The organism is Amphritea balenae (assembly GCF_003858655.1).
Classification (GTDB): Bacteria; Pseudomonadota; Gammaproteobacteria; order Pseudomonadales; family Balneatricaceae; genus Amphritea; species Amphritea balenae.
Window position 1 is genome coordinate 23548 of the sequence record NZ_RQXV01000009.1, and the last position, 17107, is coordinate 40654.

The 17107-nt window shown below is 46.3% G+C and carries 12 protein-coding genes; 5 read left to right on the plus strand and 7 right to left on the minus strand.

What is annotated here, in order from left to right:
- Positions 1-43: 43 nt before the first annotated feature.
- The 3 genes from EHS89_RS15155 to EHS89_RS15165 form a co-directional block, all read right to left on the minus strand.
- Positions 44-1117, minus strand: a complete 1074-nt coding sequence (locus EHS89_RS15155) for a porin family protein (RefSeq protein WP_170167518.1) — start codon at positions 1115-1117, stop codon at positions 44-46.
- A gap of 137 nt (positions 1118-1254) precedes the next feature.
- The gene (locus EHS89_RS15160; RefSeq protein WP_124927013.1) at positions 1255-2127 is read right to left on the minus strand and encodes a transferrin-binding protein-like solute binding protein; all 873 of its coding nucleotides are present in this window, start codon (positions 2125-2127) and stop codon (positions 1255-1257) included.
- Positions 2128-2219: 92 nt separating this feature from the next.
- A complete protein-coding gene (locus EHS89_RS15165) occupies positions 2220-3455 on the minus strand; it encodes an EAL and HDOD domain-containing protein (RefSeq protein WP_124927014.1) in 1236 nt (411 codons plus the stop codon).
- A 182-nt stretch (positions 3456-3637) separates the two neighbouring features.
- On the opposite strand from EHS89_RS15165, the gene EHS89_RS15170 reads away from it, so the two are divergent.
- On the plus strand, positions 3638-4900 hold the full coding sequence (locus EHS89_RS15170; protein ID WP_308430944.1) for a UbiH/UbiF/VisC/COQ6 family ubiquinone biosynthesis hydroxylase: 1263 nt from the start codon (positions 3638-3640) through the stop codon (positions 4898-4900).
- A gap of 106 nt (positions 4901-5006) precedes the next feature.
- Here EHS89_RS15170 and EHS89_RS15175 read toward each other — a convergent pair whose 3' ends face one another.
- Complete coding sequence (locus EHS89_RS15175) at positions 5007-5675, minus strand: phasin family protein (protein ID WP_124927015.1); 669 nt, start codon at positions 5673-5675, stop codon at positions 5007-5009.
- A 344-nt stretch (positions 5676-6019) separates the two neighbouring features.
- Here EHS89_RS15175 and EHS89_RS15180 point away from each other — a divergent pair, with 344 nt between their 5' ends.
- Both EHS89_RS15180 and EHS89_RS15185 read left to right on the plus strand, forming a co-directional pair.
- Positions 6020-8941, plus strand: coding sequence for an insulinase family protein (locus tag EHS89_RS15180; protein ID WP_373290107.1), 2922 nt, complete (start codon positions 6020-6022; stop codon positions 8939-8941).
- A 60-nt stretch (positions 8942-9001) separates the two neighbouring features.
- Positions 9002-9880, plus strand: coding sequence for a DMT family transporter (locus EHS89_RS15185; RefSeq protein ID WP_229753775.1), 879 nt, complete (start codon positions 9002-9004; stop codon positions 9878-9880).
- A 125-nt stretch (positions 9881-10005) separates the two neighbouring features.
- Here EHS89_RS15185 and EHS89_RS15190 read toward each other — a convergent pair whose 3' ends face one another.
- A complete protein-coding gene (locus EHS89_RS15190) occupies positions 10006-10323 on the minus strand; it encodes an antibiotic biosynthesis monooxygenase family protein (RefSeq protein ID WP_124927017.1) in 318 nt (105 codons plus the stop codon).
- Positions 10324-10339: 16 nt separating this feature from the next.
- A complete protein-coding gene (locus EHS89_RS15195; RefSeq protein WP_124927018.1) occupies positions 10340-11266 on the minus strand; it encodes a 5'-nucleotidase in 927 nt (308 codons plus the stop codon).
- A 219-nt stretch (positions 11267-11485) separates the two neighbouring features.
- On the opposite strand from EHS89_RS15195, the gene mtgA reads away from it, so the two are divergent.
- Positions 11486-12178, plus strand: a complete 693-nt coding sequence (gene mtgA, locus EHS89_RS15200; RefSeq protein ID WP_124927019.1) for a monofunctional biosynthetic peptidoglycan transglycosylase — start codon at positions 11486-11488, stop codon at positions 12176-12178.
- Positions 12179-12220: 42 nt separating this feature from the next.
- Here the strand turns inward: mtgA and metH are convergent, their stop codons facing one another.
- Positions 12221-15940, minus strand: coding sequence for a methionine synthase (gene metH, locus EHS89_RS15205; protein WP_373290108.1), 3720 nt, complete (start codon positions 15938-15940; stop codon positions 12221-12223).
- Between the two features lie 540 nt (positions 15941-16480).
- On the opposite strand from metH, the gene panD reads away from it, so the two are divergent.
- Positions 16481-16915 carry an aspartate 1-decarboxylase gene (gene panD, locus EHS89_RS15210; protein ID WP_124927020.1) on the plus strand — a complete coding sequence of 145 codons (435 nt, stop codon included), beginning with the start codon at positions 16481-16483 and terminating at the stop codon, positions 16913-16915.
- Positions 16916-17107: the final 192 nt, after the last annotated feature.

A 17107-nucleotide genomic window follows, 5' to 3' on the forward strand; every position in this document is an offset into this window, starting at 1 on the left:
AAAATTTTAAAAGCGCCTTTTTCTTTAATGAATGGGCGTTTTTTTAATTCTGTAGCTTAAAGACGAAAGAGACTTTGTCGTAGCTATAGAAGTCTAGGGAGGAATTGTTTTTTTCAGCGATTACCCCAATAACCGGAGTCACATCAAATAACCTGAATCGGTTAGGTACTAAAGTAATACCTGCTTTGTAGCGATTGTCTTCACGCCGACCAATAAATAGTGGGTCATCTTCCTTATATCGACGATGCAATACTGATGTAGTTGCCTTTACCTGAAACAGATCAAAATTGTGACCGTAGCCTAAACCAAATAATGTACCTGAATAGGAGTAGGGTTGTTCTTCTGCCAGATTCAATTCAAGTTTAACATTGCTTTCAATAATCGAATTCGAACCTGATTTTTTGCTGAAATTTGCCTCCAGGCTTACCGTATAAGCATCATGATAACTACTCTCAGAGATATCGATGTAACCCAGCTTAAGTTCATAATTGCTATTGAACTGATGATTCGGGTTTGGGTAATACACCGTGCTGATATAGGGGTATCGGTATAGATGCTGGCCTGAGATAAAAGCGCTTTCAAGTCCCGTTCTAATGCGCACTCCCTGCCAGCTTTGCATATTATGGTATATTCCAAGATCGCTTGTGATGCGGTCAAATGTCTTGTTGGGATAGTCCTTATACGTAAAATTGGCAAAACCTACCGTTCTTCGGATTTCAGTGAGTGCTTTGCCGGTATTCAGTGAATACTGAATACCGTAGATAGTTTTATTATCCGAGGGCTCAATAACGCCCACCTCACCAAAAACCAACTCGACTTCTTTGCTTGAAGTAAAGTTACGGGGGTTAGTTTCTGAGGTCCAGGCAAGATTGAATTTATAAAAACCCAGCGCCAGATCTATTTCATTCAGATATTTGTTAACATTCTGCTGTACTGGCCAAGGGAGTTGCTTAGCTATTAATAGCTCCTCGAACAGGTATTGAGAATCTTTGTAGTTGCCTAATAAAAATTGAATACGGGCAAGCTCCAGTTTTATTCGAGGGCTGGAATCGTATAAGGAGATATGACTAAGAATCTCTTCTGCAGCCTTGTACTGCCCTTTTTGAAGGGCCAGCATTGCCAGATTAAAGAGGTTTTGTGTCTGTTTTTCAGGCAGCAGACCAGAAGTGTTATTAGTAGAGTTAGCGCTGTGAGCTAGGGTAAAGCTGCTTAAGTAAAAAAATATTACCAAAGCAACTTTCAAGGAATGCAGCATCAGAGTTTAATCGCACCAAACGACCCGGTTAATGTCTCTAATCCATCAGAACTTAGATCAAAAACGCCGCCTAATTGCTCAGTATTTGGGCCGTAGAAATGGCCACTCACCGTTCCCGTAAGGCTGTTTCCGGCATTTGTCGTATTAATATTCCCAGACAAATGGTTAGAGCCCGCGTAAGTTAAATTTCCTTCCAGGTTAAGATCAAATGCATCCAGTTCGTTACCGATTAAATCTACTTTAATCGTACCACTGGTCTCTAAGCTGAGGCTTCGGCTGTTGAAGTCTACATCTGCATTTAGTTGGCTGGTCGTTGCGTAGTAGTTGCCTGAAGAATCAATATATGACCCCAGCGTTGTACCAATAAATGAGAAATTGCCTGTTGTTGGAATATTCGTGTAGGGAGTTAACTCGCCGCTTGAAACAGCACCAAATGAGCCATTACCAGTATCCAAACCAGTTAACCAGATGCCATAGCTTTGATAGTCGTCCAGAGTTACGATGATGCCTTGCTTAGTATTATCCTGACTAGTTAATTCAGTGAAAAAAGCGCCTGATTCCGAAGTCGTTGTGATCTGATCACCACTACTTCTATCCCAGCTGATAACGCCTTCATTGGTCTGGAATTCAATGTTTTGAATAGTGCCATTGGTATCCGAGCTGATAATTACATTTTGCGCCAAATTATCTGAACGGCTACCTACAGATGTAACTTGATAATTGGGGGCTGGTGCAGTGTAGCTTCTCTCTGACGAAGTCGCGGGAATTGCTACAGTGATGTATGAGCTATTTGATTTGCTGCCGCTTCCACCGCAGCCTGAGACAATAACACTGACAGAAATCAATCCGACAAAAACATTTGACCGAGCCATAATTCATCCTTGAATTCAGGTTTAAATAAAAATGAGTCACATTAAATAATTAAGTGTTTAGAATATATAAGAATAATTCCTAAAAGTCCGCCTTATTCCTGATGGATCGCCTGCATCGCGCTCTCTGTCCAGTTCATGCTATGACGATAGGCGGGTTTAAATAGCATTTCAGGGATACCGCAGCGTTTTACCACGCCCCAGTCACCATTTTCAAAGCTGATAACGGCATGTAATATTTTGCCAAGCGGGCCGTGATGTTTAAGTACTGCAATTTTAACTTCTTCATCTACAGCGACCTGCTCCAGAATTAGCTCGATGCGGGCCTCAAGCAGAAGGTCAAGCAGGGATAGCATACCCACCAGAAATGCGGATTCAGGTTTGGGGTGACCGTCCAGTTCCGCCAGCAACTCACACATTCTGGCTCTGGCGATCAGGTTGCGTGACCATTCTTCTGGTTTGCCTTCCTGATTACTCAGCATGATGATCGTCGCCCAACTGCGTATCTGATCAAGTCCCAGCATTACGATAGCTTGTTGTAACGACTCTATTTTATTAGGCAGGCTGTAGGCTGCGGAGTTGATGACCCGTAACATCTTAAAGCTCAGAATTGGATCAAGAATGACCAGACTTTCAATCTCCTGTGGCTTGATCTCAGGTTTTTGTAATGCCTGAATCAGTTGCAATAAAGCCGCGCTTTTAGTGGAAATTGTATCGTTGTGTACTGTTGCAGGTTTGCTGATGAAAGAGCCCTGAAACAGTTTAAAGCCCGCGCGCTTGCATATCTGAAGGGTATCGAATGTATCAACATTCTGAGCCAGCAGAGTGCCCTTTAATTTACGTAGTATTTTTAGCATGCCCAGTAGTTTTTTTCTGGGTGTACGGGCCATATCAACTTTTATGATATTGGCGAAGCGCAACAGGGGAAATAGATGCTTTTGTAAAGCAAAACCATCCAGCACTATGCGATAGCCTTCCTGCCTGAGAGAGACAATACTAAACAGCAGCGCCCGGGTAACTTTAGTGTTGGGAGGGATCTCAATCAGCATATTGCGCTTAGGTAGATGAGGCAGATCGGTTTCTGTCAGTAGCTCTGCAGAGAAAGGTAAAAACAGCGGTACTTTGCGAATATTGCCATCCTGACTCAGACTGGCATAAGTTGAGAGTAGCAGGGTGGCCGCAGAAGGTCCGTCCATTAACAGGGCGTTACCCGGTTCCAGGTTTTTTTCATAGCACAGCTGATATGAGACAACTTTAAGTTGCTCATTAAAGATTGGTTGCCTGACAATCAGGCCAGACCTATCCTCTTTAACGGGTTGCTCTGAATTCAACTGTCCATGCCTGTTCGAGTAATTTACTGAAATTCCAATGCTTATCCTGCATTAGCTTACCAACAAATATCATATATTTCTGGATGTTGCATGCTTTCATTCCCCGATTCAGGTAGTTATAAAAAACAGAAATAAAATAACTTCAGAAAGGGGAGGAGCCTAGGTACAATTCCAGAGCTTCAATGTACGCTGATAACAACGATTATTTTAATGGTGATCTGGAGATGAAAAACAGCTTTGATCTGCTGATTGTTGGTGGTGGAATGGTAGGTGCTACCATTGCTGCCGCGCTGGGCAATAGTGATCTTAAAATAGCGGTTATTGAGCAGCATTCCCCTGATAGTTTTAATTCTGAATCTGAGCATGATCTGCGGGTTTCCGCATTGAGTATCGCTTCGGAAAATATTCTGACGACACTAGGTGTCTGGGATGGAATAGCGAGCCGAAGGGTCTGCCCGTACCGAAGAATGAAAGTCTGGGAAGTTGATGAACAGCGGGCTTCTACTGAATTTAACAGCGATCATATAGGCTCTGATCACCTGGGCTTCATTGTTGAAAACAGAATTATTCAATTGGCGCTGTTAGAGAAGCTAAAGAGTTTCGATAATATTGAGTTGTTTTGTCCGGTTGATACTGAGTCGATTGATTATTCACCGGGCTGTAGCATGGTTCGCCTGGCTGATGGTCGTGAAATTATTGGCAAAGTTCTGGTTGCTGCCGATGGCGGCATGTCTCGGGTAAGAGCTGCTGCTGGTATTGGTGTGCACAGCTGGGATTATGATCAGCACGCGCTGGTGGCTTCGGTGATTACAGACTATCCGCAACAGGATATAACCTGGCAGCAATTTACCAGTACGGGCCCTCTGGCGTTTCTGCCATTATCGGGTAGTCGTGCATCATTGGTTTGGTATAACAAGCCGGCTGAAGTAAAAAGGTTGTTACAACTCAATGATGAGCAGTTTTTAGAGCAATTACAGCGTACTTTCCCAGCTTGTTTAGGTGTAATCGATCAACTGCTTGATCGGGGGGCTTTTCCTTTGCGTCGCCAACATGCGCAACAGTATGTAAAAGAGGGGGTTGCGTTGGCGGGCGACTCCGCCCATATGATCAATCCGCTGGCCGGGCAGGGCGTTAATATTGGTCTGCTTGATGCCGCAGTGTTGGCTGAGACTTTATTAAATGCTCACCGGGCCGGTGAGGATATCAGTAGTTATGAAATACTTAAGCAATATGAGCAACAACGTCGCTCGCACAATCTGCTGATGATGCAGCTGATGGATAGCTTTTATCGTATTTTTTCAAATGATCTGTTACCACTTAAGCTGTTGCGCAATATAGGTTTAGGTGCCGCCGAACGATTATCGCCAGCCAGAAATAAAGTGATGCGCTACGCAATGGGACTTGAAGGCAAGTTGCCGGCCCTAGCAAAAGGCGAAAAGATATAAAAAGTCCAGAGGCGAAGAATTGTAAAAAAGCGCGGGGAGAAGAGATATAAGAAAAACGGAGCCTCAGGCTCCGTTTTTTTTAACCAAATTAATAGCTTAAAGCAGTTTATTTAGCCGCTTCAGTCTTTTTGGTTTCTACCTTAGCAGTAGTGGCTTTAGGTGCTGCTACTACAGGCTTTGCTGCGGCTTTAACAGCAGGAGCTGCTGCTTTAGGTGTAGCAGTCGCGGGCTTTGCAGCAGCTTTCGGTGCAGCTTTAGGGGCTGCTTTCTTAGCCGGTGCTGCTGCTTTTTTAGGGGCTGCTTTTTTAGGAGCAGACTTAGCTGCTGCTTTTTTAGCCGGTGCTGCTGCTTTTTTAGGGGCTGACTTTGGTGCGGCTTTCTTGGCTGCCGGCTTAGCTGGTGCTGCTGCCTTAGTTGCATCCGTTGCTGTAGTCATGAATTTATTCATGTCAGGCAGGCCCAGACCATCAAAACTTTTTTCGATAACAGCAGTCAGTTCTTCTTTAGCTGCGTTCAGGGTTGCCATCTCTTCTTCTGCAACGTTGGTCAGTTTGAGCTCAAGCGCCTTAACATACTCAACCTGAAGATCGATCGCTTGCTGAGGATCCTTTACAGAAGAGAGGGCCTGCATCTGCGCCATGGTGGCATTTACAAAGTCAGAAACATAACCAGATTGCAGTGCAATAAGCTTCTCTGCAGCCTTTTTGTTGATCTCAGCCATATCAACAACTGGCTTCATGTTTTCCTGAACGTCCTTCATCATATCTTCATACATGTTTGTTCACCTGTGGTCGCGAGAGTTTAAATCTTTGTGCGTTGCAGCAATTTTTGCACACTATATGCTCAACACCTAATAAAGTCAATTTTTGTGCTGCACTGCACCAACGCAAAAATAACTCCTAAAAATGATACTTTTTAAGACGTTAGGCGCAATAAGACTCTAATAAGTTTTGGTTAAAAAAATGTGACAGAGCAAGTTTAAAAGGGTGAATGGCGAGTGGTGGTAATTTAAATTGGTTAAAACTGAAAAAATCATAATTAATAGAGGAGTAACGCGCGAAACCAGAGGCTTTTAGTTACAATGCATTTAACTGACTGCTTTATAAGACAATATATATGATGAATACAGCAATGAATTGCCATCCAGCTTTTACTCTACAGCGCTCTGAACCGATTGAATCCCTCGGGATTGAAATGCAGGAATATGTGCATTCTAAAACCGGTGCATTGCATTACCATATTGCAGCTGAGAATCAGGAGAATGTTTTTCTGGTGGCTTTTCGTACTGTTCCTGAAGACAACTGTGGCGTTGCCCATATTCTTGAGCATACAGCGCTCTGCGGTAGTGAAAAATATCCGGTTAGAGATCCCTTTTTCATGATGACCCGGCGTTCTCTTAATACGTTTATGAACGCTTTTACCAGCAGTGACTGGACCGCCTATCCGTTTGCCAGTCAAAACCGTAAAGATTATTTCAACCTGCTGGATGTTTATCTGGACGCGGTATTCTTTTCCCGTCTTGATCCCCTTGATTTTGCGCAGGAAGGTCACCGTGTCGAATTTGCCGAACCAGCTGATGCAGAAACACCGTTGGTATATAAAGGTGTTGTTTTTAATGAGATGAAAGGGGCGATGAGCTCTCCGGTCTCCACTCTATGGCAAACTCTGACTCGCTATCTGTTCCCATCGACCACATACCATTACAACTCCGGTGGTGATCCTGAGGCGATTCCAGATCTTAGCTATGAGCAACTAATCGAGTTTTATAAGAGCCACTACCACCCCTCTAATGCTGTCATTATGACCTTTGGTGACATTCCGGTTGCTGAGTTGCAGCAGCGTTTTGAAGATCAGGCGCTTACCCGCTTTGAAAAGCTTGAAGATGAGATTCGGGTTGAAGATGAAAAGCGCTACTTCTCGCCATTACGGATTGAGGAGGCTTATGACCTTGAGCAAGAGGATTGTAGTGCAAAAACGCACCATGTTATGGGATGGTTATTAGGCGCCAGTATAGATCTTGAGCAACAGTTAAGAGCACACCTGTTGTCACGGGTATTACTGGACAACAGTTCTTCACCTTTGCGTTATGCGTTAGAAACGACTGAACTTGGTTTGTCTCCTTCACCTTTGTGCGGTCTGGAAGATTCAAACCGTGAGATGGGCTTTATGTGTGGCATTGAAGGTAGTGAGCCTGAAAATGCTGCTGAGTTTGAACAGCTGGTGATGGATACCCTGCAGCAAGTTGCTGAAACAGGTGTACCTCAGGAACAAATTGAGGCTGCACTTCATCAGCTTGAGTTGAGTCAGCGTGAAATCAGCGGTGATGGCTACCCTTATGGTATGAATCTGATCCTGTCTTCACTCTCTTCTGCCATTCATCGGGGTGATCCTATCGCCTTGTTAAATCTTGATCCGGTATTAGAGCAACTGCGCGATGCGATTAAAGATCGGGACTTTATTCCTGATCTGGTACGTGAGTTGTTGTTAGACAATGCTCACCGGGTAAGGCTTACTTTGCGTCCTGATGCCGATCTTGCAAAGCGTCGGGATGCTGCTGAAACCGCTGCTCTGGATAAAATTAAAGCGGGTCTTACCGAAAAGCAGCGTCAGGCAATTATTGATCAGGCTGCCGCTCTTGAGGAACGTCAACATCAGATTGATGATGAGTCGGTCTTACCTAAAGTGACGATCGCTGATGTTCCGAACGAGATGCGTATTCCCCTGGGTGATGGTCTAAAGGAATCCGATTTCAGTTATGATTTTTATGCTCAGGGTACTAACGGACTGGTTTACCAGCAGATCATTATGGATCTGCCAGAGTTGAGCGAAGCGGAGCTGGCATTGATTCCGCTTTACAGTAGCTGCATTACCGAGCTGGGCTGTAACGAACTCAATTATCAGGATACCCAGGCGTGGCAGTCTCAGGTATGTGGGGGGATCCATGCTTATTCTTCGGTACGGGGCGCTATTGATGATGAGCAACAAACATCGGGTTATATGACTCTTTCGGGTAAGGCGCTGCTTAGCAAGCAGGCTGATCTTACTGAATTGATGTTTAAGACACTGACCAGCGTGAAGTTCGATGAATTAAGCCGGATCAGAGAGTTAGTTGCCCAGCAACGAACCCGAAAAGAGCAGAGTATTACGGGGCAGGGTCACAGCCTGGCCATCTCGGCAGCGGTTAGCCAGTTTGCACCTGCAGCGGCATTGGCGCATAAGCTACGTGGCCTGGAGAGTATTCGGGCAGTTAAAGAGCTTGATGACAGTCTTAATGATGCCTCAGTATTGCAGCAACTGGCTGATAAGCTGGCTGCGATACATCAGAAGCTGTTGGCTGCACCACGCCGCTTCCTGCTAGTCGCAGAGCCTGAGCATCAGCAAGAGCTGGCTGCAACAATGGCCGGACAGTGGCAGAAGCAGACCGTTATTGAAGGCTTTACTGGCTTGAATCTGGCTCAAACACGTAGCCCGGTAAAGCAAGCCTGGACCACTAGTACGCAAGTTAACTTTTGTGCTAAAGCTTATCCAACAGTACCGGTTGAGCATCCTGATTCTGCAGCCTTGACTGTACTGGGTGATTTTCTGCGTAACGGTTATCTGCACCGTGCAATTCGCGAGCAGGGCGGCGCATATGGTAGTGGCGCGGGGCAGGATTCTGCAGATGCAGTATTCCGATTCTTTTCGTACCGTGATCCACGTCTGACTGAAACGCTGAGTGATTTTGATGCATCGCTTAGCTGGTTACGAGAGACTGAACACGAGCCTCAGAAGCTTGAAGAAGCGATTCTGGGTATCGTGAGTAGTATCGATAAGCCGGGCTCTCCAGCCGGTGAAGCCAAGCAGGCATATCATAGTGAGTTGTTTGGCCGTACTGCTGACCAGCGTAAGCGTTTCCGTCAGCGTATTCTGCAGGTCTCTTTAGACGACCTGCTGCGTGTAGCAGAACAGTATCTGAATAATGATAACGCCAGCGTTGCGGTGGTGACCAATCCTCAGGCGGCTGCAGAACTGGATCAACAATTCGATATTATTGCTATCTGATACTGACAGGCCGGGAGTTATACGGGCCTCACGCAGCATAGCGGTGAGGCCTTTTTTATTATGCCTAACAATTTTCTGATGGGGGCCGGGCTCATACTGGTCTCTGAAATGTTTCTGGTTTTAGCCGGTATGATTATCAAACAGGTGTCAGGTGAGCTGCCTACTGAGATGATTGTTTTCTTTCGCAATCTACTGGGGCTGCCACTGTTTATTCCCTGGCTGATTCGTAATGGTAGCGGCGCCCTGAAAACATCTAAGCTGCGCTTTCATCTTATGCGTGCAGGGGTTGGCGTTACTGCTATGACCTGTTTGTTCTATTCATGGGGGCACCTGCCACTGGCGCAAGCAGCATTGCTGAAACAGACAGCACCATTTTTTATGCCACTGATCGCTTTCTGGTGGCTGGGAGAGAGTGTTCCCAAAATTGTGAAGTTAGCAATTCTGGTGGGCTTTATTGGTGTTTTCCTGATATTGAATCCACAGGAGGGGGCTTTTAATAGCGGTATTCTGATTGCGTTAGCGGGGGCTTGTCTGGGGGCGTTGGCGAAAGTCACCATACGTCGTATGCGCGATACAGAATCACCCCAAAGAATCGTTTTTTACTTTGCTTTCTTTAGTGCTATTTTTTCATCCATACCCGCTTATCTGAGCTGGCAGTCGATGACTTTAGAGCACCTGGGTTGGTTGGTATTGCTAGCGGTAACATCGACCGTCGCGCAGCTCTTCCTGAGTAAAGCCTATGGACTGGCACCGGCGGGTCAACTTGCGCCTTATACATATGGCTCGGTAGCCATCGCGGCATTATTTGGCTGGCTAATCTGGGGTGAGTTGCTGGGCATTAACACCTGGCTCGGTATATTGCTGGTATCGAGTGCCGGTATCGTTGCAATGATGGGGAAGAAGGACGCTCCGGCAAGCTCCAGGGTTAAAGCGATATAAATATAAAAAAACAGCCTGAAAAGGCTGTTTTTTTTGTTCCCTTAACCGGGTTACGGGAAATTTTTACCTGGCGGTCAGGCTTGAATGAGCTTCTGGCAAACAGCGCTATGGTGTTGTGGTAAATGCTAAATCCCGTATTCGCGTTCTACTTTACTGATACGAATCCGGTAATTGCTATACCAGAGCTCTTTACCACTGGATTGTGCAGCCTGGTGTTCACTTTGTTGTTTCCAGTCCTTTATCGCTTCCAGGCTTTGCCAGTATGAAACTGTAATACCGACATTGTCTCTTGCCGATTCTATACCCAGAAAGCCCGGTTGCTGCTCTGCCAGTTCGACCATACGATTGGCCATATCGGCATAGCCCTGATCCCCTTCAGTTCTTTCGGATGTAAAAATGACGGCGTAATAGGGTGGCTGTGGTGTCTTTGCTATCTCGCTCATGTTGTTGCTCCCTGAACTATTGTTTTTGTTTTAATTTTTGTATCGGTGAGTCACTACGATAAGGGACCTGACTACTAGGTACCCGCTTTGATGCCGGTGCTACATGTGTAGGTTGATCATCAATAAATATGTGCGGCTGTAGCGCACAGAGTACCTGTTCCTTGCTCATACCACCAAGAAAGAATGCCTGATCAATATACACATTCCATTTTCTCAACGTCTTGATTACCCTCAAGTGCGCAGGGCCGTTGCGGGCGGTAACAATGGATAAGCTGAGTGGAGAGTGCTCAGCACCGATCTTTTGATTGAGTCGTGACAGCATTCTGATCAGTTTGGCAAAAGGTCCGTCTGTTAATGCGATATCTTCGTTATCGGCTTCATTTTGTTGAAAGCGCTCCAGTCCCTCAGTTTTGTAAATGTACTCAGATTCGTCTGAAAAGATGACCGCGTCGGCGTCAAAGGCGATGCGTATCTTGTCCTGATCAGGCTGGTAGCTTTCCGGCGGGTCATAGATGAGAGCGGCAGCGCAGTTGTCAGTATCTATAGCGACCTGTGCGTCATCCTGATGTCTGGTGAGCAGCAGATCAACTGAGTAAGAGCTGAGAAAAGGGGCCAGCGATTCACCGCCGGTAAAGGCAGAGCGGCTGATATCCAGTCCGTAATGTTGTATTGCTTTCAGAACTCTCAGGCCGGTATCCGGGCTGTTCTTGGACATTACTACAACTTCTACCAGCCTTTCATCCGATAATTGGTTCAGTTTTAACAAGCTTTCAACCAGGTGGTAGGCGGTGCCTTTTTGTAACAGTACTTCTTCCTGATCAAGCTGATGACGCCGATAAGCGTCGATGTCCTGTTGCTGGTAGATATCGTTCTCATGCTCGAGATCAAAAAGCGCCCGGCTGGATACGCCTATTACTAATACGGATTCCAGATTAATTGCCATAGTTGTTCCTGGTAAAAGTCAGCACACAAACACCCATCTGAGGTAGCTTAATACGGTAACACCTTTTAATAACCCTGCTTATTGGTGGCTTTGTTTAGTTAATCATACTCAGCGACCTTTATCAGCAGGCTTTTATAGCTGTTCAAAAAGTAGTCAGTTTTCGGTATGATTCAGCATCTCTAAAGTTGTAGGTGTCTACTGTCAGATGGTTCTTGCTTAATGGTTGTCCGCTTTTCGGTTCGTAAATGGCTAATTTATTCCATGCTGTTCGCTATCGCTGTACCAGTATTACTGGTGTTGGCGTTGCGTTTTATCGATCCGTCGATCTGGATGTGGCAATTGCAGCGTGAAATGTCACCGCCGGTAAGCTATCCAAGCCAAAGCAGCCATGAGTGGGTGCCTTTAGATAAGATATCACCATCAATGCAGTTAGCAGTTATTGCAGCAGAGGATCAATTGTTCCCGAGTCATTGGGGGCTGGATCTGGTATCTATTTCAAAGGCGATCACCAGTAATAATTCAGGTGGAGCCGTGCGCGGTGCCAGCACACTGAGCCAGCAAACCGCAAAAAACCTGTTTCTCTGGCCGGCCAAAAGTTATTTCAGAAAAGGGATAGAAGCTGGCTTCACTTTGCTAATGGAGCTGCTGTGGGATAAGCCAAGAATTTTAGAGGTCTATCTCAATATTGTAGAGTTCGGGCCGGGTATTTATGGCGTCGAGGCTGCCAGTCAGGCATTTTACAACAAACCCGCTGCACAGCTTAGTCGCTCACAGTCGGCGCGACTGGCGGCTGTTTTGCCAAACCCTTATCGAATGAGTGCTGCTAAACCCAGTAATTATGTCTGGCAGCGTAGTAGCTGGATTCAGCGGCAGATGCGCTTGCTGGGTACTAACCACTGGAATCTGAAATAAAAAAACCGCCAAAAGGCGGTTTTTTTTATGGCAGCGTTGTAATCAACCCTCTTCTGGCTCGTAGCCCAGGTTAGGGGATAGCCAGCGTTCTGCTACAGACTTTTCCATTCCTGTGCGCTGAGCGTACGATTCAACCTGGTCTTCGCCGATTTTGGCAACACCGAAGTACTGTGATTGAGGATGGCTGAAGTACCAGCCACTGACAGAAGCGGTTGGCAGCATTGCGTAGCTGTCAGTCAGGGCCATACCGATCTGGCTTTCTACATCAAGCAGTTGCCAAAGCCTGTCTTTCTCGGTGTGCTCAGGGCAGGCTGGGTAGCCAGGCGCAGGGCGGATACCCTGATACTTTTCCTTGATCAGATCGTCGTTATTCAGGCCTTCATTTGCAGCGTAACCCCAGAACTCGCGACGGGTGCGGGCATGCATGTATTCCGCCAGCGCTTCTGCCAGACGGTCAGCCAGTGCTTTCACCATGATGCTGTGATAATCGTCGTGATCTGCTTCATAGGCGTCGATCATTGCCTGATCACCGATACCTGCCGTTACAGCGAATGCTCCGAAGTAATCAGCCTTACCGCTCTCTTTAGGAGCGATAAAGTCTGTCAGGCACATATTGGCCTTACCGTCGGTCTTTTCAACCTGCTGGCGCAGGTGGTGCAGGGTGGTTAGCACTTCAGAGCGAGACTCATCTGTATAAAGTTCGATATCATCATGATTAACACTGTTGGCAGGGAATAAGCCCAGAACGGCTTTTGCCTGTAGTTTTTTGTTATCAATAATATCGTTTAGCATCAGCTGAGCATCGTTAAACAGGCGGGTTGCTTCTTCACCAATAACCTCATCGGTAAGAATGCGCGGGTAACGGCCTGCCAGTTCCCAGGTATGGAAAAACGGCGTCCAGTCGATATAGTCTTTTAACTCATTCAGGTCGATATCTTCAAATACCCGGGTGCCCGACTGTGCTGGAACGGGCGGGGTATAGTCGCTCCAGTCGATGTTGAATTTATTGGCCCGGGCTTGCTCCAGATTGACTCTGCGCGCTTGAGTCATGCGCTCCGCGTGGCGTTCGCGCACTGCTTCATAATCATCCTGTATCTCTTTGATATAAGGTAGTTTTCTTTCTTTGGAAAGAAGGGTGCTGGCAACGTTAACAGCGCGGGAAGCGTTAGTAACATGCACCACCTGATCGCGGTTAAATGCCGGATCGATCTTCACTGCCGTATGGGCTTTTGAGGTGGTTGCACCACCGATCATTAGCGGGATATCAAAGCCTTGTCGCTCCATCTCTTTTGCCACATGCACCATCTCATCAAGGGACGGTGTGATCAGTCCGGACAGACCGATGATATCGACATTTTCTTCCCGGGCAGTTCGCAGAATCGTTTCTGCCGATACCATTACGCCCAGATCGATAATTTCGTAGTTATTACATTGCAGTACTACGCCTACAATATTTTTGCCGATATCATGCACGTCGCCTTTAACGGTAGCCATCAGAATTTTACCGTTACTGCCGCCGGGTGCACCTTGCTTCTCTTCTTCGATAAACGGCATCAGGTAAGCTACCGCTTTCTTCATTACCCGGGCCGACTTAACAACCTGAGGCAGGAACATCTTACCGGCGCCAAACAGATCACCTACGATGCTCATGCCGTCCATGAGAGGGCCTTCAATCACTTCAATCGGGCGATCAAACTGTTGACGGGCTTCCTCGACATCAGTATCGATAAACTCGGCAATACCTTTAACCAGTGCGTGAGAAAGTCGCTCTTTCACGGGCAGGTTGCGCCATTCCTGGGTAACTTCTTCTGCTTTAGCGCCGTCACCACGGTATTTCTCTGCGATCGCCAGCAGGTTTTCAGTGGCTTCGTCTGAGGTGTTGAGGATTACCGCTTCAACAGCAACACGCAGTTCTTCCGGCAGGTCATCATAGATCGCCAGCTGGCCGGCGTTAACGATACCCATATCCATGCCTTGCTGAATCGCATGGTAAAGGAATACACAGTGAATCGCTTCCCGCACCGGGTTATTACCCCGGAAGGAGAACGATACGTTAGAGACACCACCTGAAATCATCGCATAAGGGAGGTTCTGCTTGATCCAGCCGGTCGCCTGAATAAAGTCCAGCGCGTAATTGTTATGTTCATCAATACCGGTCGCTACCGCAAAGATGTTTGGATCGAAGATGATGTCTTCCGGGGGAAAACCAACTGTTTCAGTTAACACTTTATAGGAGCGGGCACAGATCTCTTTTTTACGCTCAACAGTATCGGCCTGTCCGGTTTCATCAAAGGCCATAACAACCACTGCTGCTCCGTAGCGGCGCAGCAGGTTTGCCTGTTGGATAAACTTCTCTTCGCCTTCTTTCAGGCTGATAGAGTTCACTACGCCTTTACCCTGAATACACTTCAGGCCTGCTTCAATGACTTCCCATTTAGATGAGTCGATCATGATCGGCACGCGGGAGATATCGGGCTCTGAGGCGATCAGTTTAAGAAAACGTTCCATGGCAGCTTCAGCATCGAGCATGCCTTCATCCATATTGATATCGATGATCTGGGCGCCGTTTTCAACCTGTTGACGGGCAACATCCAGAGCTGTTTCATAGTCGCCTTCTTTGATCAGACGCTTGAAAATCGCGGAACCAGTCACGTTAGTCCGCTCACCAACGTTTACAAACAAAGTATCCTTGTTAATGTTTTGTGGCTCTAAGCCAGCCAGACGACACTCAATACTGATTTCAGGGATCTGGCGGGGCGGGTGTTCATTGGCTGCATTACCCATCGCAGTCACGTGCTCAGGGGTAGTACCACAGCAGCCGCCGATAATGTTCAGGAAGCCAGCTTCAGACCACTCACGAATTTCTGACGCCATCTGTGCCGGTGTTTCATCATAACCGCCAAAGGCATTAGGCAGACCGGCGTTAGGGTGGGCAGAAACATAAGTGTCCGCAATACGAGAGAGCTCTTCAACATACTGACGTAACTCTTGCGGACCCAACGCACAGTTCAGACCGATCGAGATCGGTTTAATATGCCGCACAGAGTTCCAGAACGCTTCAGTAGTCTGACCGGATAAAGTACGGCCGGATGCATCGGTGATAGTGCCGGAAATCATAACCGGCAGACGCAGGTTATTATCTTCGAAGTACTGATCCACAGCGAAGATTGCGGCTTTGGCGTTCAGGGTATCGAAGATGGTTTCAATCAGAATAATATCTGAACCACCTTTAACCAGGCCATCCATCGATTCGGTGTAGGCTTCCACCAGCTGATCGAAGCTGACATTTCGGAAACCAGGATCGTTTACATCTGGCGAAATAGAGCAGGTACGGTTGGTAGGTCCAAGTACGCCCGCGACATAACGTGGGCGTTCAGGATTATTCGCGGTTACTTCATCGGCTGCTGCTTTAGCAAGTTGTGCCGCAACAAGGTTGATCTCACGGCTGATCGATTCCATGCCGTAATCAGCCATCGCAATGGAAGTCGCATTAAATGTATTAGTTTCAATAATGTCAGCGCCGGCGTCGAGATAAGCGCGATGAATTGCCTGGATTATGTCGGGTTTAGTCAGCACCAGAAGGTCATTATTACCTTTAACATCTATATGCCAATCAGCAAAACGATCACCGCGGTAATCCGATTCCTCCAGCTTGTAGTCCTGGATCATGGTACCCATGCCGCCATCAAGAACGAGTATGCGTTCTGAGAGGGCTTGCTTTAACTGTTCTGTTTGATCGACTGCGATGACTGCTGACACGATGAGGCCTATATGCTGGTGACTAAGGATGTTGATAATAAGCTCTGAACTTATTCGCAGGTTCCCTACCCATAACTTATTGTAAAGCAGGCTATTTTATATCAATTATCAAAGTTTTGGGTGAGATAGCTTCATATCTGTATGAATAAAATTAGGGTTTAGCTATGAAATTTATTAATTTCATTCAGTTATAAGGGAGTTGATGTACCAGCGAACAGGGTATATACGGACATTGTCCTGCATAGCTCTTATTGCAGGTTCTTAATTTTAGCTCTTAATATTTTGTGATTTGCTGGTACAATTGCGCCGCCCGACAAAAAGTAAGTATAAACATAACTTAAGTTAACCATATGCTTACCTGATTTGTTTTATCGTCGTTTATTTACGTAGATCGATGCCTACGGGCTAATTGTATCGTGCTGGTAACACAAGGTTATTAGCTGGAAACGCCGGTTATGCTTACGCTGCTCATATGCACAGAAAAGACAACCGGAATAAAGGAAAGTCCGGACTGACCGGCAAACAGAGATTCAGGTTATAAATATGCTGCAAACATTCTTGAAGGCTAAATTGCATCGAGTAACGGTCACCCATGCAGAACTTCATTATGAAGGTTCCTGTGCTATCGATGGTGTTCTGCTTGAGCGCTCCGGCATTAAGGAGTACGAGCAGGTACATATCTATAACATCAATAACGGTGAGCGTTTTACTACCTATGCGATTCGTGCAGAAGATAACAGTGGTGTTATCTCAGTCAATGGCGCTGCCGCGCATCTGGCATCTAAGGGAGACCTTCTGATTATCTGCTCTTATATTCAGGTTAACGAACAGGAAGCTGAAACCTATCAGCCGACCTTGTGTTACTTTGAAAATGCAAAGAATGAAAATGATGCTCATAGGGTGAGTGATGAAGAGCTTCATCAGCGAAATCTGATGACCGGTATTAAAAACAGCATCGCGGTTCAGGAAAGTAACTGATTTACCGCGACAGGTTGTTTATTAAAGCTGCCGTATGGCAGCTTTTTTTATGCCTGAATCGAATGTCAGTAGCGATTGGGTGAAACTCAGGATTGTCGACAATTGATCTGCGTCAGTATTAAAATCTCGATCAAATCGTCACTTTTATTCAAAAAACATGCTCACATTTATCATATCGTAGACAATTTAGCC